This window comes from Pantoea sp. Ap-967, from assembly GCF_011752565.1.
Lineage (GTDB): Bacteria > Pseudomonadota > Gammaproteobacteria > Pseudomonadales > Pseudomonadaceae > Aquipseudomonas.
Genome location: NZ_VWXK01000005.1, coordinates 126761 through 145424 on the forward strand (window position 1 = coordinate 126761; position 18664 = coordinate 145424).

At 63.9% G+C, this 18664-nt stretch carries 17 protein-coding genes; 9 read left to right on the top strand and 8 right to left on the bottom strand.

The genetic code is table 11. From position 1 onward, the window contains the following. The first annotated feature begins 41 nt into the window (after nucleotides 1-41). Together eutH and F3J45_RS07555 are read left to right on the top strand one after the other, a co-directional pair. A complete protein-coding gene (gene eutH / locus F3J45_RS07550; protein WP_167059692.1) occupies nucleotides 42-1274 on the top strand; it encodes an ethanolamine utilization protein EutH in 1233 nt (410 codons plus the stop codon). Nucleotides 1275-1360: 86 nt separating this feature from the next. Further along, entirely contained in the window at nucleotides 1361-2164 is an 804-nt protein-coding gene (locus F3J45_RS07555) for a LuxR family transcriptional regulator (RefSeq protein ID WP_167059695.1), read from the top strand. A 4-nt stretch (nucleotides 2165-2168) separates the two neighbouring features. On the opposite strand, the gene F3J45_RS07560 is transcribed toward F3J45_RS07555, so the two are convergent. Then, nucleotides 2169-2462, bottom strand: a complete 294-nt coding sequence (locus F3J45_RS07560) for an addiction module antidote protein (RefSeq protein WP_167059698.1) — start codon at nucleotides 2460-2462, stop codon at nucleotides 2169-2171. Then, the gene (locus F3J45_RS07565; protein WP_304623189.1) at nucleotides 2455-2757 is read right to left on the bottom strand and encodes a type II toxin-antitoxin system RelE/ParE family toxin; all 303 of its coding nucleotides are present in this window, start codon (nucleotides 2755-2757) and stop codon (nucleotides 2455-2457) included. The genes F3J45_RS07560 and F3J45_RS07565 overlap by 8 nt, the downstream gene beginning before the upstream one ends. Nucleotides 2758-2983: 226 nt before the next feature. Between F3J45_RS07565 and F3J45_RS07570 the strand changes: the two genes are divergently transcribed. Both F3J45_RS07570 and F3J45_RS07575 read left to right on the top strand, forming a co-directional pair. Next, a complete protein-coding gene (locus tag F3J45_RS07570) occupies nucleotides 2984-3379 on the top strand; it encodes a transcriptional regulator (protein ID WP_167059702.1) in 396 nt (131 codons plus the stop codon). Nucleotides 3380-3485: 106 nt separating this feature from the next. Further along, a complete protein-coding gene (locus F3J45_RS07575; protein ID WP_167059705.1) occupies nucleotides 3486-4412 on the top strand; it encodes a DMT family transporter in 927 nt (308 codons plus the stop codon). Nucleotides 4413-4464: 52 nt separating this feature from the next. Here F3J45_RS07575 and F3J45_RS07580 read toward each other — a convergent pair whose 3' ends face one another. Continuing rightward, a complete protein-coding gene (locus tag F3J45_RS07580) occupies nucleotides 4465-5634 on the bottom strand; it encodes a YbfB/YjiJ family MFS transporter (protein WP_167059707.1) in 1170 nt (389 codons plus the stop codon). A gap of 111 nt (nucleotides 5635-5745) precedes the next feature. On the opposite strand from F3J45_RS07580, the gene F3J45_RS07585 reads away from it, so the two are divergent. Together F3J45_RS07585 and F3J45_RS30285 are read left to right on the top strand one after the other, a co-directional pair. Next, complete coding sequence (locus F3J45_RS07585; RefSeq protein WP_167059710.1) at nucleotides 5746-6639, top strand: LysR family transcriptional regulator; 894 nt, start codon at nucleotides 5746-5748, stop codon at nucleotides 6637-6639. 124 nt (nucleotides 6640-6763) lie between these two features. Next, on the top strand, nucleotides 6764-6892 hold the full coding sequence (locus tag F3J45_RS30285; RefSeq protein WP_255431996.1) for a PA1414 family protein: 129 nt from the start codon (nucleotides 6764-6766) through the stop codon (nucleotides 6890-6892). A gap of 166 nt (nucleotides 6893-7058) precedes the next feature. On the opposite strand, the gene F3J45_RS07590 is transcribed toward F3J45_RS30285, so the two are convergent. Together F3J45_RS07590 and speB are read right to left on the bottom strand one after the other, a co-directional pair. Further along, a complete protein-coding gene (locus F3J45_RS07590) occupies nucleotides 7059-8438 on the bottom strand; it encodes a sodium:solute symporter (RefSeq protein ID WP_167059713.1) in 1380 nt (459 codons plus the stop codon). A 146-nt stretch (nucleotides 8439-8584) separates the two neighbouring features. Beyond that, complete coding sequence (speB, locus tag F3J45_RS07595; protein WP_167059716.1) at nucleotides 8585-9535, bottom strand: agmatinase; 951 nt, start codon at nucleotides 9533-9535, stop codon at nucleotides 8585-8587. A 227-nt stretch (nucleotides 9536-9762) separates the two neighbouring features. On the opposite strand from speB, the gene F3J45_RS07600 reads away from it, so the two are divergent. The 3 genes from F3J45_RS07600 to F3J45_RS07610 all read left to right on the top strand — a co-directional run bounded on the left by F3J45_RS07600 (nucleotide 9763) and on the right by F3J45_RS07610 (nucleotide 13194). Next, the gene (locus tag F3J45_RS07600) at nucleotides 9763-10656 is read left to right on the top strand and encodes a LysR family transcriptional regulator (protein ID WP_167059719.1); all 894 of its coding nucleotides are present in this window, start codon (nucleotides 9763-9765) and stop codon (nucleotides 10654-10656) included. Between the two features lie 133 nt (nucleotides 10657-10789). After that, nucleotides 10790-12349 (top strand): PAS domain-containing methyl-accepting chemotaxis protein, encoded by a 1560-nt coding sequence (locus tag F3J45_RS07605; protein ID WP_205300439.1) that lies wholly within the window; start codon nucleotides 10790-10792, stop codon nucleotides 12347-12349. Nucleotides 12350-12594: 245 nt separating this feature from the next. Next, nucleotides 12595-13194 (top strand): tRNA-uridine aminocarboxypropyltransferase, encoded by a 600-nt coding sequence (locus F3J45_RS07610; protein ID WP_167059725.1) that lies wholly within the window; start codon nucleotides 12595-12597, stop codon nucleotides 13192-13194. 126 nt (nucleotides 13195-13320) lie between these two features. On the opposite strand, the gene F3J45_RS07615 is transcribed toward F3J45_RS07610, so the two are convergent. The 3 genes from F3J45_RS07615 to F3J45_RS07625 form a co-directional block, all read right to left on the bottom strand. Further along, entirely contained in the window at nucleotides 13321-14673 is a 1353-nt protein-coding gene (locus F3J45_RS07615) for an HlyD family type I secretion periplasmic adaptor subunit (RefSeq protein WP_167059728.1), read from the bottom strand. 82 nt (nucleotides 14674-14755) lie between these two features. Beyond that, nucleotides 14756-16891 (bottom strand): type I secretion system permease/ATPase, encoded by a 2136-nt coding sequence (locus tag F3J45_RS07620; protein WP_167060107.1) that lies wholly within the window; start codon nucleotides 16889-16891, stop codon nucleotides 14756-14758. 76 nt (nucleotides 16892-16967) lie between these two features. Continuing rightward, a complete protein-coding gene (locus F3J45_RS07625; protein WP_167059731.1) occupies nucleotides 16968-18341 on the bottom strand; it encodes a TolC family outer membrane protein in 1374 nt (457 codons plus the stop codon). Nucleotides 18342-18664 lie beyond the last annotated feature (323 nt).

Sequence of the window (18664 nt, forward strand, 5' to 3'; positions counted from 1 at the left end):
ATTCTGCCCCCAAGCCAATTCCAACAAGACAGAGGCAGCAGATGGAAAACATAGGCACTTACGTCATCTACGTGATCATGGTGTGCGCCGTCATCGGTGCAATCGCCTCGATCGTCAATGCAGAATCGGAGCTGGCCAAGGAGTTCACCGCCGGCTTGCACAGCATCGGCCCGATCTTTATCCCGGTGGCCGGGATCATGGCGGCCATTCCGTTCATTTCCAGCTTCATCAGCCACATCATTGGCCCGCTGTTCCTGGCCATGGGCGCCGATGCCGGGATTGCCGGGCCGATCTTCATCGCCTCGGACCTGGGCGGCTACCAGCTGGCCCAGGCCCTGTCGCACAGCCCTGAGGGCTGGATCCTCGGTTTGATCACCGGTTTCCAGTGCGGCTCGACGGTGATTTTCGTGATACCGGTAGGCCTGGCCATGCTCAACAAGGCCGACCACAAGTACATGGCCCTGGGCATCATGGCCGGGCTCTTGAGCATCCCGATCAGCATCGTGTTGATTGCCATGGGCATGCAGGCCATGGGCCTGGGCGTGCGCCCGGACATCGCCACGGCCGGTGCTGCGACCCAGGCGTTGCACTTCACCCTACCAACCCTGTTGCGCAACCTGTCGCCGCTGATCTTGTTCTGCGCGGCCTTGGCCGCGGCGCTGCGCTACTTCCCCAACCTGATGGTCAGCCTGTTCCTCAAGCTGGGCCAGCTGATGTACGCGGCGGTGACCCTGGTGCTGGTGGCCTCGATCGTCGAATACTTCACCGGCGCCTTCACCGCGCTGTTCGGTGGCTGGGGCTTTGCGCCGATCATCGCCGACAAGGCCGACCAGTTCCGCGCCCTGGAAATCGCCGGCTACGTGGGCATCATGCTTTGCGGGGCGTTCCCGATGGTGTACCTGATCAAGCGCTTCCTTTCGCGGCCGATTGAAAAAGTGGCCTCAAAGCTTGGCCTGTCGCCGGTCGGTGCGGCCGGGATCCTGGCTGCCTCTGCCAACATCCTGGCGATGTTCCGCCTGGTGGCCGACATGCCGCCCAAGGACAAGGTGCTGGTCATCGCCTTTGCCGTGTGCGCGGCCTTCACCTTTGGTGACCACCTGGCCTACTCGGCCAACTTCCAGCCGACCCTGATCGGGCCGCTGATCATCGGCAAGCTGGCCGGTGGCCTGCTGGGCATGGCGCTGGCCTACTGGCTGGCCGTGCCCAAGGCGCTGGAGCTGGGCCGCCAGGAAGAGGCGGGTGAACTGCTGCCGGCAAGCCCTGCGTTGCACTGACAGGGCCAGGCATCGTTCAATGCCGCTCGGGCTTTCATAGCCGGGCGGCATTCGCGTTTTCTTCCTTTATCGCACAGGCCTCTGCAATGAACAGCGACAACGCCGACCGCCTGGGCGCGGTCATCCGCAGCATCGGCAGCGACACCCTGGGCCCGGCCCTGGACAGCGCGCTCAAGGGCGTGGTTGATTTCGACATGAGCTGCGCCTACCTGTTTCGCTTCAATCAGCCGGCGCTGCTGATTCACGACGGCTACAACCAGCGCGTGGCCGAACGCACGCTCAAGGCGTACTTGCGCGGCGGTTACCTGCTCGACCCGTTCTATGTCGCCTGCACCAACCACCACCCCGCAGGCCTGTGGCGCATGAGCGAGCTGGCCCCGGACAGTTTCTTCGCCTCGGGCTTTTCCATCTCCCACGACATCCACCCCTGCGTTTCCTCGCACCACGGCAGCCTGATCGAGGAAATCGGCTTCATCGTCCCCGTGCGCCCGCGCACGGCGCTGGTGTATTCGCTGATGCGTGGCCTCGACAAGGGCGCCTTCGAAGCCGAGGAAGCGCAGCGGCTGGCGGCATTGACGCCGGTGATCGATGCCATTTTCAGCCAGCACCTGCGCCTGGCCCATGCCGATGCCCTGGCCGACCCGCAGGAGTCGGACAGCCAGCTGGAAGACGCCTTCGTCGATATCCTCCAGGGGCAGTTGACCGAAACCCAGCGGCACGTGGCCAAGCTGATTCTGCAAGGGCACAGCAGCCAGTCGATCTCCCGCGAGCTGGGCATCTCCGAAGGAACGGTGAAGGTGCACCGGCACAATATCTGGCAACGGCTGGGGATTGCCGGGAATGCGGAGTTGTTCCGGTTGTTTATCAATTATCTGGTGAAGAACAGCTGAGTGCTCAATGGGCAAGATGCGGTTTGGCAGTCATGTCGATGCCCAGCGCTTTCATTACGGCCAAAAAGGATTTGAGCGTAGGGTTGCCGTGTTCGCTGAACGAGCGATAGAGCTGTTCACGAGAAAGGCCAGTCTCTTTTGCCAACTCACTCATCCCTTTGGCTCGTGCCACGACACCAACGGCTTTGGCCACATAGCTGGCATCGCCCGTTTCCAGGGCATCGGTCATGAACTGCGCAATGGCCTCGGGCGTGTCGAGGTAATCAGCGGGATCAAATTCGAAGAACGTTTCAGTCATTGTGCATCCTCCACGAACGCAGTATCAGGTGGGCAGCTTTGATGTCTCGATGCTGGCTACCTTTGTCACCACCGCAGAGCAGGATCACATAGGTATCGCCCGACTGGTGAAAGTAGACCCGGTAACCAGGCCCATAGTGAATCCTGAGCTCACTGATGCCATGGCCAACCGGTGATACATCGCCGGGCACGCCTTCCATGAGGCGGTTGATGCGGGAGATGATTCTGACCCTCGCACCTGCATCTCGAAGCCCGATCACCCATTTTCTGAAACTGCTGGATTCGAATTTTTTCATCAAGCGAATGTAGTTTATAAAATACATTCGTGAGGTACGGCAAATGGTTTCTGCCTGTTGCCACTCTATTCACGATGTAAGGTGCTTGTTTCTGGGCCTGTAAGGTACGGACTGTTTTGTAGTCCAATTCAGCTGCACTGGAGTCTGGAAACCTTTCGGAACACTCTCGCTCACCAATAGGTCCCAACCTGTGTACCCCCTTCGTCCACAGCAGGAGGCCATCACCATGAGCAGCACCTACGACTGGGACCTGATCGAGCGTTTGCTGCACGAGGTGCAGAACGGCGCCGGTCACAGCTTCACGCCACGCCCCTATGCCGAGCAGCACGCCGCGGCGCAGGCCGCTTCGGGCCAGCCGATAGGGGATCTGGACCACCTGAAAACCCGCGCCTGTGAATACGAAAAGCTGTTGTTCGCCCGCGGCTTCATCGAAAGCCGGCCACAGGAAGAGGGCGGTAACGGTGAGAACTTCGTGCTCACCGAGCGCGGTTCGCGCCTGTTGAGCCTGATCGACAGCAGCATTCCGGGCTTCGAGCACCCGCGCCAAGTGCTCGATGAGCAGGCCGATGCGCTGGATGAAACCACCTTCGAGCAAGTGTCGGCCAAGGCGCAGATCGCTTGAGGTCGTTTTGAGGCTGGCAAGGGCAGGCCGGGAAACCCGATAATCGGTACTTTCCGATCACTGCCGAGCCCTTGCCAATGTCTATTTCGCCCCAAAAGGCCCGCCCATGAGTGCGGCCCGCAAGAACCCCGATGCCTTCGCGTTCCAGGTCATGCTGGGCCTGTGCCTGATCTGGGGCTGCCAGCAGGTGCTGATCAAGACGGCGGCGGTGGACATTGCCCCGGTCATGCAGGCGGCGTTGCGCAATTGCATCGCAGCAGTGCTGGTGGGGTTGATGATTTGCTGGCGCGGCGGTTGGGAGCAGGTGGGCAGTACCTGGCGCGGCGGTTTGCTGGCCGGTGGGCTGTTCGGCCTGGAGTTCCTGTTCATCGCTGAGGGGCTGAAGCTTACATCCGCTGCCCACATGTCGGTATTTCTCTACACTGCGCCGGTGTTCACGGCGCTGGGCCTGCACTTCATGCTGCCCAGCGAGCGGCTGCGCTTGCTGCAGTGGCTGGGTATCCTGCTGGCGTTCGGCGGCATCGCCATGGCCTTTGCCGGGGGCGTGTCGTTTGCCGAGATGGACGGGCGCATGCTGCTGGGCGATGCCTTTGGCGTGCTCGCAGGGCTGGCCTGGGGCGCGACCACCGTGGTGGTACGTGGCTCGCGGCTTTCCGAGGCACCGGCGACCTTGACCCTGTTCTACCAGCTGGCGGTGGGTTTTGTCGGGTTGCTGCTGATTGCCCTGGTCAGCGGGCAAATCGGTGAGGTGAAGCTCACACCGCTGGCGGTGGGCAGCGTGCTGTTCCAGGGCATTGTGGTGTCGTTCGTCAGCTACCTGACCTGGTTCTGGTTGCTGCGCAAGTATTTGGCGTCGAACCTGGCGGTGTTTTCCTTTATCACGCCGTTGTTCGGGGTGACCTTTGGCGTGGTGTTGTTGGGTGAGCCGCTGAGTGCGAATTTTGTGATTGGGGCGTTGATGGTGCTGCTGGGGGTGATTCTGGTAAGTGCCGAGCCCTGGGTGAAGCAGCAATTGCGCAGGTTTGTCGGTTGAAGGTTGCCAGTGCCGGTCCCTTCGCGGGGCAAGCACTGGCAACCCCAAAACCTCAGGCCACCCGGGTGGCCGCCTGGCAACCCTGAATCCCCCGCCCACTCACCAGGGCCAGCACCCCCGCCACCCCCAGCCCGGCCGCCGCCAACACCAGCGCCGCTTGCAGGCTGCCGCTGTAATGATTGCTCAACGCCGCCAGCAATGGCCCGCTCAACTGCCCCAGGGCAAAGCACGCGGTCAGCAGCCCGGCATTGCGCTGGGTAGCATGGGGCGCCAGTTCCCGCGAGCGCTGCATCACCAGCATCATGCAGGCCAGGAACGGCCCGCCGCACAGCACCACGCCCAGCGCCAGGCCCACGCCACCGCCCGTCAGGCAGGCCAGCACGCCCAGGCCCTGCAACCACAGGGTGGCGGTCAGCCAGGTGGCGGTACTGCCGGCGCGGCGCACACTCACCAGCACCACACCCAAGGCCGCCGCCAGGCCGAATGCCGGCCAGAACAGGTCGGCCATCCAGTTGCCGCGAAACTGCTGGCTGGCCATCTGCGACAGAAAGGTGGCCGGCAGGATGTAGCCCACACCGTACAGGGCGTAGACCACGCCCAGGCGGCCTATGCCAACACTGCGGCTCGGGCCTTGTTGCCCGGCAGCGGGCACCACGGCCGGTTGCAGGGCACGGGGCAGCCAGGGGCGCACCGCCAGCAGCATCACCAGTGCTGCAACCGCGTACACCAGCCACAGCGCCGCCGAACCAAGCCCCAGCACGTGGGCGCCCAGGGCCAGCAAGCCGGTGAGGGCAATGCCCAGCCCGGGCCCTGCGAATACCAGTGCGCCGCTGCGTGGGCGAGCGTGGGCACTGGCCACCTGCTGGCTCAGGCTGGTGAGCATCACCAGCACCCAGGCACTGGCCACGCCGGTGCCAAAGCGCAACAGCAAATGGCTCCAGAAGCCCTCCACCGCCGCCGATGCCAGGGTCAGCAGCACGCACAGCCACAGCCCGCCATGCAGGCGCACCTGCACCTGGCCAGGCCGCCGGGCATGCATGGCGTCTACTGCGCCAAGGAAGTAACCCAGGTAGCTGGCCGCTGCCACCAGCCCGGCGGCGGTCAGGTCGAACTGGTGTTCGGCGATCAATTGCGGCAATTGCGGGGTGAGGGCGAAGCGGCCGATGCCCATGGCCATCATCAGGGCAACGGCGCTGGCCAGCAGTTGGGCGAGCGGCGACATGAGAACTCTCCTGCGCAGGTGTAAGGGAAGCGATGGATGGCAGGTTAGGGCAGGTTGACTTTCAATAAAATTGAATAATGATGATGAAGTTGTTCTGTTTTGGAGAATGTCATGGAGTTCAGCCAACTGCGCATCTTCCAGGCCGTGGCCGAGGAAGGCTCGATCACCCGCGCTGCCGAGCGCCTGCACCGGGTGCCTTCGAACCTGTCGACGCGCCTGCGCCAGCTCGAAGAGCAGCTGGGCGTGGAATTGTTCTTGCGTGAGCGCCAGCGCCTGCAGCTGTCCCCGGCGGGCAAGGTGCTGCTCGATTACGCCAACCGCCTGGCGGCGCTGCGCGATGAAGCGGTGGCGGCGGTGCAGGGCGGGCAGCCGGCCGGCGATTTCGTGCTGGGCACCATGTACAGCACCGCCGCCATTCACTTGCCGGCGCTGCTGGCGCGTTACCACCAGCAATACCCGGCGGTGAACCTGCAGGTGCAGGCGGCGCCGAGCGGTGACTTGCTCGAAGGCCTGCTCAGCCACCGCCTGGATGCTGCCCTGATCGACGGGCCGCCCAGCCTGGCTGGCCTGGATGGCGTGCCGTTGTGCGATGAAGTGCTGGTGCTGATTACCAGCCCCGAGCACCCGCCGGTGCGCACGGCTAAGGATGTGGCCGGCAAGGCCGTGTTCACCTTCCGCCAGGGCTGTTCGTACCGCATGCGCCTGGAGGCCTGGTACGCCGATGCGCACACGCCGATGGGGCGGGTGATGGAGATTGAGTCGTACCAGAGCATGCTGGCCTGCGTAATCGCCGGGGCAGGGGTAGCGCTGATGGCACAATCGATGCTCGACAGCCTGCCGGGGCGTGACCGGGTGCGCGCCCACCGCCTGCAGGCGCCGTTCGACCAGGCGGTGACCTGGCTGATGTGGCGCCAGGGCATGCGCGGGGCGAATCTGCAGGCCTGGATCGATATGCAACAAAGCGAAACGATTAACCAATCGTCGGAATACGCCGTTTCCGCTTGATCCGCGTCAAACTAGCCCATATCTGTAGGATTAAGGGCATGCGTAGTACAGGACATCGGGCTATGATCTGTATGAAACATCGCAGGATTGAATTGCCGTGAGGCTGACCCGTCAAGGGGGCATTATGAAAAACCCACTGTTCAACTGGCTCCACGACCTGGCCGTCGCCCTGGGGCTGATTCCACCACCCTTGCAGCCGGTGCCGATCCCGACTGATGAAGAACAGCGCAAGCGCCAGCCGCGCCGCCGCTGATACGCGAAAAGGCCGCAGCATCTGAACAGATGCTGCGGCCTTTTTGATTCTGTTGCATTTGCAGTGTCTGGGCCGGCCTCATCGCAGGCAAGCCTGCTCCTACACCGATAGCGTACCCCTGTAGGAGCGGGCTTGCCCCGCGAAGAGGCCGGCACAGGTCAGCCGATCAGGCCAGCTTCACCTCACCCACCGGCTTGCGCGACAGCAGGCTCACCAGCACGAAGCTCACCAGGCCAACCGCCAGGCTGTAGTAGATCGGCGTATTGGCATCCAGCCCATCCTTGAACATGAACAGCAGCGCGGTAGCAAAGCCCAGCGACATGCTGGCAATGGCGCCGGCAGTGCTGGCGCGTTTCCAGAAGATCGCACCGATCAGCGGAATCAGCATGCCGCCCACCAGCAGGTTGTAGGCCAGGGTCAGGGCGCTGATCACATCGTTCACCGCCAGGGCGATGCCCAGCACCACCAGGCCGGTGAGCAGGGTGAACAGGCGGTTGATGCCCAGGCTCGACTGCTTGCCGCCACGCAGCTTGGGCAGCAAATCTTCGGTCAAGGTGGTGGAAGACGCCAGCAGGCCGGCGCTGGCCGTGGACATCATGGCGGCCAGGGCAGCGGCCATCAGCAGGCCGCGAATCCCTTCGGGCAGCTGGCCCTTGATCATCTCGGCGAAGGCATTGTTCGGGTTGACCAGGTCCGGCATCAGCACATGCGCGGCCATGCCGATCAGGGCGCAGGCCAGGCCGTACAGCACGCAATACACACCGGCGGTGGTGCCAGCGCGCTGGCAGACCTTCTCGTCATGGGCGGTGAACACCCGCTGCCAGATGTCCTGGCCGATCAGGATGCCGAAGAAGTAGATCAGGAAGTAGGTGATGATGGTGTCCCAGCCGATGGTGGTCCAGCTGAAGCTGGAGGCCGGTAGCTTGGCCACCAGCATGTCCCAGCCACCTGCCTTGTACAGGCACACCGGCAACAGGATGAACATCAGGCCAACGGTCTTGATCACGAACTGGACGATGTCGGTAAGGGTCAGCGACCACATGCCGCCGATGGTCGAGTACACCACCACCACGCCGCCACCGAGCAGCAGCGACACCCAGAACGGCAGGTCGAGCAGCACCTGCAGCACGGTACCCATGGCCAGGGTCGAGGTCACTGCGATCATCAGCGCGTAGGCGAGCATGATCGCCGCGCTGGCCTGGCGGGCCAGCGGGTTGTAACGGCGCTCCAGCACCTGGGTAACGGTGAAGATCTTCAGCCGCAGCAGCGGTTTGGCGAGGAACAGGTTGAGGGCGATGATGCCAAGGCCCAGGGCTGCGCAGAGCCAGAAGCCGGAAATGCCGTGGACATAGCCCAGGCGCACGGTGCCAACGGTGGAAGCACCGCCCAGTACGGTGGTGGCCATGGTGCCCATGTACAGGGTCGGGCCCAGGTTGCGCCCGGCTACCAGGTAGTCCTCGTGGGTTTTTGCCCGGCGCATGCCGTACCAGCCCAGCCCGAGCATGCCGGCGGCATAGATCATTACAACGATGATGTCCAAGGCCATTGGGGGTCTCCCGATTATCTTTATTATGGCGAGATCGGCCGCGCGGGCAGTGCACGGTGCCCGGCGGTCTTGTCTTGTGTTGGCGGGCCTCTATGGCCCTCCCTCATGGCTCCTGCCCGGGTGTAGCAATTGGTAAGGCAAAGGCGTCAGCGACGCACCACACCCGGCAGCACGCAGAGCATTTCGAACAACAGGTTGGCACCGAGCAGCGAGGTGTTGCCGGTGGTGTCGTAAGGTGGGGAGACTTCGACCAGGTCACAGCCGATCAGGTCCAGGCCGTGGCAGCCGCGAATGATCTCCATCGCCTGGATGGTGGTCAAGCCGCCGATTTCCGGGGTGCCGGTGCCAGGCGCCCAGGCGGGGTCGATGCCGTCGATGTCGAACGACAGGTACACAGGGCCGCCACCGACTTTTTCCCGCACTTCGGCCATCAGTGGCTCCAGCGACTTGTGCCAGCACTCCTCGGCCTGCACCACGCGAAAGCCCTGGCGGCGGCTCCAGTTGAAGTCGTCGGCGGTGTAGCCCTGGGCGCGCAGGCCGATCTGCACCACGCGGTCGCAGTCGAGCAGGCCTTCTTCCACGGCGCGGCGGAAGGTGGTGCCGTGGGCGATTTTCTCGCCGAACATGTGGTCGTTGACGTCGGCGTGGGCATCGATGTGCACCAGGCCGATCTTGCCGTGCTTCTTGTGCAGGGCGCGCAGGATCGGCAGGGTGATGGTGTGGTCGCCACCCAGGGTCATCGGAATGATGTTGTGTTCGAGGATTTCGTCGTAGGCTTCTTCGATGATGCGCACGGCGTCGAGCAGGTTGAAGGTGTTGATCGCCACGTCACCGATGTCGGCCACCGACAGCGAGTCGAACGGGGCGGCGCCGGTGGCCATGTTGTAGGGGCGGATCATCACCGATTCGGCGCGGATCTGCCGTGGGCCGAAGCGGGTGCCGGAGCGCAGCGAGGTGCCGATGTCCAATGGCACGCCGATGAACGCGGCATCCAGGCCTTCGGCGCTTTGCAGGTGGGGCAGACGGAGCATGGTGGCGATGCCGCCGAAACGCGGCATTTCGTTGCCGCCCAGTGGTTGGTGGAGAATCTTGTCCACGGTGGGCCTCATCAGTCGGTCGATTGTTCTGGTTGTTCGAACCTGTTCCGCCGCGCGCCTTGAAGTGGGGGTCATGCCGGCGGGCAGGGACATTTCGGCCAAGTCTGCTGAAGGTAGTGCGTAGGAAAAATCGCTACCGGCAAATACTTACTTCAGGAATTTCTGAACTAATGGCCGCAGGAGCAGGTAGACTGCGCGCACTTGCCCCTCCGTGGAACCGTTGCACCATGGCCTCGACCCTGCCCGACCTGAAACTGCTGCGCATCTTCGTCAGCGTGGTGCGCCACCAGGGCTTCGCCAATGCCCAGCGCGAGCTGAACCTGTCGACGTCGGCCATCAGTACCTACATGAGCCAGCTCGAAGGTGCCCTGGGAATCGTGCTGTGCCACCGCGGCCGGGGTGGCTTCAGCCTCACCAGCAAAGGCGAGCTGTTCCACCAGGAAACCCTGCGGCTTTTGGCCGAGCTGGACGGTTTCGAGCAGTACGCGGCGGCGCTCAAGGGCGAATTGCGCGGTACGCTGAACCTTGGCGTGATCGACTCCACCGTCGGCGACCGCGCCTTGCCCCTGGCCGAGGCCATTGGCGCCTACAGCCAGGAACACCCGGCGGTGCACCTGCACCTGTCGGTGTCCAGCCCCTACGAACTGCAACTTGGGGTGCAGGACAACCGCCTGGACCTGGCCATCGGCGCCTTTTCCTCGCGCATGAGCGGCCTTTTGTACCTGCCGCTGTACCGCGAGCAGCACTGGCTATATTGCAGCAGCCGCCACCCGCTGTTCAGCGAGCGGCGCATCCCCGAGCAGGTGGTGACCCAGCAGCGCATGGTCGGGCGCGGCTACTGGAGCCAGGCCGAGCTGGCCCGGCACGGCTTCAAGCACAGCGCGGCGACGGTGGAGAGCATGGAGGCGCAATTGATACTAATTTTGTCTGGCGCCTACATTGGCTACCTGCCCGAGCACTACGCCCAGGCCTGGGTCGACAAAGGTGATTTACGGGTATTATCGCCGGCAACGTTTGGCTATCAGGCACCATTTTCGCTGATCGTGCGCCGTGGCCGCAGCCGCGAACCGTTGATTCAAACCTTCCGCGATCTGCTCAAGAGCCAGCTTAACGTGGGCTAAGGCATGCAGCCCGTCGGAAGGCTGCATTTACGGTGAAAAGCTGACGTCCTGGGTGATGGCGTTCTGCTAAACCTCTACTTGCTTTGATGATTCCCCTTTCATCTAGACAAGCCAGGGACAGCCCAAGATGCGCATGAATTTGCCCGTCACCGAGCACGAGAGAACCTTCTCCGTCGATCAGCGCCTGATCTCCACCACCGACCTCAACAGCCATATCACCTACTGCAACGACGCCTTCGTGGCGATCAGCGGCTTTACCTATGACGAGTTGGTCGGCCAGCCGCACAACCTGGTGCGCCACCCAGACATGCCCCCGTCCGTGTTCGGCCATATGTGGGAAACCATCAAGCAGGGCAAGCCGTGGATGGGGGTGGTGAAGAACCGTTCGAAGAACGGTGATTACTACTGGGTCAGCGCCTACGTCACGGCCATCTACGAGAATGGCCGCATCAGTGGCTACGAGTCGGTGCGCTCGGTGCCCAGCCGCGAGCAGATCCGCCGCGCCGAGGCGCTGTATGCGCGCCTGCGTGCGGGCAAGCCGGCAGTGCCCTGGGTAGCGCGGTTCGTGCATAGCCTGGGCTATGGCTGGCCGTTGATCGGCACGGGGCTGCTGTCGGCCGCGGCCGACTTCTGGCTACCGCCCTTTGCCGCGCTGGGCGTGTTGACGGTGAGCCTGCTGGTGGCCTGGTACCTGATCGAGCTGCGGCGCAACCAGGCGATCCGCCGCACCCTTGGCGAGCACCCCAAGGCGTTCACCAGCCCGTTGGTGGCCCTGACCTACAGCGACAACCCGGGCCTGCAAGGCCAGCTGGACCTGGCGATCCTCAGCGAAGAGGCACGCCTGCAGACCGCCTTGACCCGCCTGGTGGATGCCGGCGTCGGGGTCAAGTCGCGGGCGGCCCAGTCGGCTGACCTTTCCGATGCCCAGGCGCAGATGCTCGACCGCCAGCGCAGCGAAACCGACCAGTCGGCCACGGCCATCGCGCAGATGGCCGCGACCATCCAGCAGGTCACCCACAACGTGCAGAGCACCGCCCACGCCGCCGGTGACGCCGACCAGCTGGCCCAGCAGGGCAGCGAGCTGGCGCAGCAGAGCCTGAAGGCCATGGGCAGCATGAGCGAGGCGGTGAGCGACATTGGCCAGGCGGTCAATGCCCTGGCGGAGCAAACCCAGTCGATTGGCAGCGTGGTGGATGTGATCACCTCGATTGCCGAGCAGACCAACCTGCTGGCGCTGAACGCCGCCATCGAGGCGGCGCGGGCCGGCGAGCAGGGCAGGGGGTTTGCCGTGGTGGCCGATGAAGTGCGGTCGCTGGCCCAGCGCACGCGCTCCTCCACCGATGAAATTCACCACATCATCGCCTCCTTGCGCGCTGGCGCCGAGCGCGCGGTGAGCAGCGCCAGCCGTGGCGAGCAGATATCCCGCGACAGCGTGCACAGTGTCGAGGCGGTGCAGTCGGCGCTGGCCGGCATCGCCCAGGCGGTAAGCCGTATTACCGGCATGAGCCAGCAGATGGCCACGGCTTCGGAGCAGCAGAGCCATGTGGCCGAGGACATCAACCAGCAGATCGTGCGCATTGCCCAGTTGTGCGACCAGACGGCGGGGCAGGCCAAGCAGGGCGCCGAGATCAGCCAGGACCTGGAGCGCATGGCGGAGTACCTGCATAGCCTGGCGGAGCGCTTCAACCGCTAGGGCCAGGTTTGCAGGCCCATTCGCGGGGCTTCGGGTTTGCGCGGTCCCTGTAGGAGCGAGCCTTGCTCGCGATGGGCTGCAAAGCAGCCCCGGCAATATTGGCTGCGAAGCTGAAAACCTGGGGCCGCTACGCGCCCCATCGCGAGCAACGCTCGCTCCTACGATATTGAGTGCCCGCGAATGGCCCACAAAGCAGGTCCAGAATCTCGGCCTGTGGCAAAATCCCTCCGCCAACGGAGACCCCCATGCCCAGACCTCGCTGCGAGCGCTGCCAGCGCCCGCTCGACCATTGCCTTTGCCCACTGATCCCAACGCTCGTCAGCCGCACCCGCGTGGTCCTGCTGCAGCACGCCAGTGAAGCCAGCCACGCCCTGAACACCGCCCGCCTGGCCGCCCTGGGCCTGGTCAATGCCGAGTTGCGCATTGGCGAAGTGTTCGAGGGCCTTGCCGACCTCCTGGCGACGCCAGGCTATCGGCCGGCGCTGCTGTTCCCCGGCGAGCAGGCCAAGGTGTTGGCCGCCTACGGCAAAACCGACGATACCCCGCTGTTGTTGATCGTCCCCGATGGCACCTGGCGCAAGGCACGCAAGCTGTTGTACCTGAACCCGCTACTGCAGGCATTGCCGCGTGTGACGCTGGCCGATGTGGCACCGTCGCGCTACCGCCTGCGCAAGGCGCCGGAGCCGGGGGCGGTGTCGACCATCGAGGCGGTGGTGCAGGCGTTGAATGTGCTGGAGCAGCCTTTGAATTTCGATGGCCTGTTGCGGCCGTTTGAGGCGTTGATCGAAGGGCAGATCAGGGCGATGGGGGATGAGACCTTCAACCGCAATCACGGTGAAGGTTAAAGACATGTTTTTCGTGTGCCGGCCTCTTCGCGGGCAAGCCCGCTCCCACAGGTACGGCGCAGCATTCAAGGCAGGTGATATCCCTGTAGGAGCGAGCGTAGCTCGCGATAGGGCCGTCACAGGCCATCACCGCTCCCGCAACGCCTCGGTCCGGGCCTTGAGCACCGGCTTGAGCAGGTAATCCAGCACACTCTTCTGCCCGGTGATGATATCCACCGTGGCCACCATCCCCGGGATAATCAGCAACGGCTTGTTATCCCCGCCCAGGTGGTTCTTCTCGGTACGCACCTGAATCAGGTAGAACGCATTGCCCTTGTCATCGGTGACGGTGTCGGCGCCAATCAGCTCCAGCTTGGCCTTCAGCCCGCCGTAGATGGTGTAGTCATAGGCACTGAACTTGACCATCGCCGGCTGCCCCGGGTGCAGGAACGCCACGTCTTGCGGGCGCACCTTGGCTTCGATCAGCAGGTTGTCCTCGATCGGCACGATTTCCACCAGGTCGCTGCCCGGCTGCACCACGCCGCCGATGGTGTTCACCTTCAGCAACTTGACGATGCCACGCACCGGCGACACCACCGTGGTGCGGTTGACCCGGTCGTCGATGGCGATGCTGGTGGCGGTGATCTTCGACAGCTCCGTGCGCTTGTCGTTGAGCTCCTTGGCGGCGTCGGAACGAAAGCCCGCGTCGGACTCCTGGATCTTGCTCCTGATCTCGGCCACCGCCGCCTCGGCGCGGGGAATGGCCAGGCTGGTGGCGTTGAGCTGGCCGCGGGCCTCCACGGTACGCTGCTTGAGGCGCAGGATTTCCACCGGCGAGATGGCGCCCTTGCTCACCAGCGGTGCCGACATGTCGGTTTCCTGTTGCAGCAAGGCCACGGCCGAGCGGTACTGCTCGACCTTGGAACGGAACTCGGCCAGTTCCTGGGTCTTCTGCCGCAGCTGCTCGTTGAGGGTTTGCTTCTCGCTGGCCAGGCGCCGTTGGCGCGAGTCGTACAAGGCCTGCTCGTCCTCGGCCACCTGGGGCGCCTTGGCACGCACTTCCTCCGACAGCACGAACGGGCGCCCCTCGGCTTCGGCAGACAGGCGCTCGACCTGCGCGGTCAGGGCGTAGCGGTCGGCTTCGCTCTCGCCTTTGTTGGACTTGAAACGGGTGTCGTCCAGGCGCAGCAGGGTGGCGCCTTTTTCCACCATCTGCCCTTCGCGCACGAAAATCTCGGTGACGATGCCGCCCTCAAGGTTCTGCACCACCTGCACCTTGCTCGACGGAATCGCCTTGCCTTCGCCCACGGTCACTTCGTCGAGCACTGCCAGGCTGGCCCAGGCCAGCGCCACCAACAGCAACGCCGCCGCCAGCCACACGGTCAGGCGTGACAGGCGCGGCGAGTCCTGCAAGGTGGCGCCGGCCAACTCCGGCATGTAGTCGCGCTCGGCACGTTTGTCGGTGCCGTGGGGGCCGCGGATGTTCTGGCTCAGGGACATGTCCTACCTCGCTTGAGTCATGGACCTCGCTCAATTTCCAACAGCTGGCGCAATCCCTGTGGGAGCGGGCTTGTGTGTTGGCCTACAAAGCGGCGCCAATGCGCCCTTTGCGCAGGGCATCGATGACCGAGTCCTTGGCCCCGTCTGCCACCACCTTGCCGTTGTCCAGCACCACCAGCCGGTCCACCAGGCTGAGCATCGACGTGCGGTGAGTGACCAGCAGCAACGTCTTGCCCGGCACCCAGGCCAGCAGGCGCTGGCGCAGTTGCTCCTCGCTGCTGTTGTCCATGTGGCTGGTGGGTTCGTCGAGAATCATGATCGGCGGCTCCAGCAACAGCGCCCGAGCCATCAGCACCGCCTGGCGCTGGCCACCGGACAGCAACTGGCCGCGCTCGCCCACCGGGCGGTCGAAGCCTTGCGGGTGTTGGCGCGCCAGTTCGCTGACCCCGGTCAGTTCGGCCACCTCCAGCATGCGTGCATCGCTGATGTGGCGTGCGCCGAGGGTGAGGTTGTCGCGCAGGCTGCCGGCCAGCAGCGGCAGGTCGTGGGCAACGTAGCCCAACTGGCTGCGCAGGTCGGCGATGTCCAGTTGGCGCAGGTCGAGGTTGTCCAGCAGCACCTGGCCTTCATCGGGGTGATGAAAGCCCATCAGCAGCCGGCCCAGCGTGCTCTTGCCCGAGCCGCTGCGGCCGATGATGCCGATGCGCTCGCCTGGCTTGATGCTCAGGTTCACATCGTGCAGGGCCGGGTTGGTCTGGCCCGAGTAGCGGAAGGTCACGTGGCTCAGCGCCAGCCCGCCCTTGAGGGTGGTGTGCTCCAGCGCCTGCTGGTCGGCCTGGCGCTCCTGGGGGAGGGCCATCAGGGCGTCAGTGCTGCGCATGGTCAACTGTGCCTGCTGGTAGCGGGTGATCAGCCCGGCGATCTGCCCGAGCGGGGCCAGCACCCGGCTGCCGAGCATGTAGCTGGCCACCAGGGCGCCGACGCTGAGGTTGCCGGCAATGATGCTGTACACCCCGGCGACGATGGTGGCCATGCCGCAGAACTGCTGGATGAACAGCGTGCCGTTGCTGGCCAGCGAGGACAGGTTGCGGGCATGGGCGTCGAGGCGGGCGATGGCGCCGTTGGTATGTTCCCACTGGTATTGGCGCTCGCTCTCGGCGCCGCAGGCCTTGAGGGTTTCCAGGCCGCCGAGGGTTTCGATCAGCAGCGCCTGGCGCACCGCGCCCAGGCTCAGGCTTTTCTGCACGGTGTCGCGCAGGCGCGCCTGGATGAACAGGGCAAAGCCCACCGCCACGGGAAAGGCGAGCAGCGGAATCAGCACCAGCCAGCCGCCAAGCAGGCCGATCACCAGCAACATCAAGGCCACGAAGGGCAGGTCGATGATGCTGGTCAGGGTTACCGCGGTGAGGAATTCGCGCAGGCCCTGGAAGTCGTGGATGCTCTGGGCGAAGCCGCCGATGGTGGCCGGCTTGGCCTTCATCGCCATGCCGGTGATGCGTTCGAACAGGGTGGCGGAGAGAATCAGGTCGGTCTTCTTCCCGGCCTGGTCCAGCAGGTGTGCGCGGACCATGCGCAGCACCAGCTCGAAGGCGGTGCCCAGGAACAGCCCGGCCACCAGCACCCACAGGGTCGACAGCGCCTGGTTGGGCACCACCCGGTCGTAGGTCTGCATGACGAACAGCGGCACCATCAGGCCCAGCAGGTTGATCAGCAGGCTGGCCAGCAAGGCATCGCCGTAAAGCTTGCGGGAATGGCGCAGGGTATCGCGAAACCAGGCGTTGACCCGTGGCAGCAGCGGTGAACGCAGGTCTTCCAGGGTATGCCGGGGGCGGGCAAACAGGGCATGGCCGCTGTAGGCCTGTTGCAGGGCCTCGCGCTCCACCCACTGCTCACCGCCTTCGGCTTCGCTGGGCAGAATCAGCGCCCGGCCATCCTCGCCCCAGCGCTGCAGCACGGCGCTGCGGCCATTGCCGAGCAACAGCAGCACCGGCAGGTTGAGCGGCGAGATGTCGTCCAGCGCGCGTTCCAGCACCCGGCCTTGCAGGCCGGCGCGGGCCGCCGCCCTTGGCAGCAGGTCGGCGCCCAGGCGCTGGCGGGCCAGCGGCAGGCCGCTGCACAGGCTGGCCCGGCTGGCCGGGCGCCCATGCAGGTGACACAGAATCAGCAAACCATCGAGTAGCGGGTCCTCGACATCGGAGCGCGGTTGCGCACTTTGCATACTGGTCACGTTGGCCTACTCCCGTCGCGGTGGATGGAGTGAGTTACCGGACGTACGTGCCTTGGGTGCCTATCGGTCAGCGCATCTCGGGCAGTTTCGCCTGGTTACGAACTTCGCTTTGGGCAACGGCTTCCGGCGGCAGCGAAATGTGCTGCTTGGTCAGCAGTTCACCCATGTTGGCCAACACCCGGTACATCGAGAACTCCTCGGTGTAGCGCACCTCGGCGTAACGGCGGTTGGCGTTGTACAGCTCGTTTTCACTGTCGAGCACGTCGAGCAGGGTACGTTGGCCGAGGCCGAACTGGTCCTGGTAGGCGGCGCGCACGCGCTGGGTGGTTTCGGCGTATTCACGCGCGGTCGGGGTTTGCTTGCGCGCGTTGGTCATGGCGTTCCAGGACAGACTGAGGTTTTCGTTCAGCTCGCGCAGGGCATTGTTGCGAATGTCCATGGCCTGGTTGATCTTGTGCGCGTCGGACTGCAGGCGAGCCTTGTCACTGCCGCCGCGGAACAGGTTGTAGTTGAGCTCCACGCCAGCCTGCCAGTCGTTGTTGGCATGGCCCTTCTGACCGCTGAGGTTGTTGTCGGCGCCGGTGGCCAGCACTGCGTCGAGGCGCGGGTAGAAGGGCGACTTGGCCACTTCGTACTGCTGCTCGGCGGCATTGATGTCGGCTTGGGCCGACTTCAGGTAGGGGTTGTTTTCCAGCATGCCTTGGCGTGCGTCGGCGATACCTTCAGGTACTTCACCCTTGATCGTCACCGGGGTTTCCAGTTCGTCGGGCATGCGCCCGATGACGCTGAAGAAGTTGGCCTCGGCATCGGCCAGGTCGACTTCGGCAGTGTCCAGGTTGTTTTCTGCCAGGGCGCGACGGGCGCTGGACTGGTCAAGGTCGGCGGTGCTGCCCACGCCGCGCTCGCTGCGCAGGCCGATCTGGTCGTTGACCCGCAGGTGGGCTTGCAGGTTGTTCTTGGCCAGGGTCACCAGCTCACGGCGTTTGAGCACTTCCAGGTACACCTCCACCGCACGCAGGGCGACGGTTTCGGCCGTGGCCTGGGTGTAGTAGGCGCGCGAGTTGGCGACCGCCTGGGTGCGGCCCACTTCGTTGGGGGTGTTGAAGCCGTCGAACAGCATCTGCCGCAGGCGCAGCTCCGACTGGGTGTAGTTGAGGGTTTCCTTGTTGTGGTTGCGCGTACCGTCGGCGTTCAGGCCCCGAGTGTTGAGGTTGTCGGAGCGCTGGCGGCCGTAACCTGCGACCAGGTCGACGGTGGGGTAGTACCCGCCACGGGCGAATTTCACATCCTCGTCAGCCGACAGTCGGCTGTTACGGCTGGCGCTGATTTCTGGATGGTGGTCCACGGCGTTCTGGACGGCTTCGTTGAGCGACATCGCCTGCGCGTTGGCGCACGCGAAAGCCAACAGCATTGCACTGGTGATGGGGTTTAAAACGCGCATCGGGTACTTCTCCCTGGTCACAAAATTGTCCTGCTTATTCGTCAATTAAATGACGTTATTCTTGAATCTAACCGTATCAAGTTTGTAACAGTTGAGCTAAGAACATTTAAGGCGCGAGCTAAGACGATTTTTTCATAAGTCCTATGCAAAAAAAAACTTATGCGGTCTAACGAAAGCAAGACATTGTTTCATTCAAGTGAATTGCCAAGCCGCTGTATTCCGAGCTTCGCAAGCACTCTAGCGAGTTCCACAGTTTTTTACAGCTATGACGCGGGACGGTTAGGTAAAAGTACTATTTGGCGACAAAAAATTGGCGATTGGAA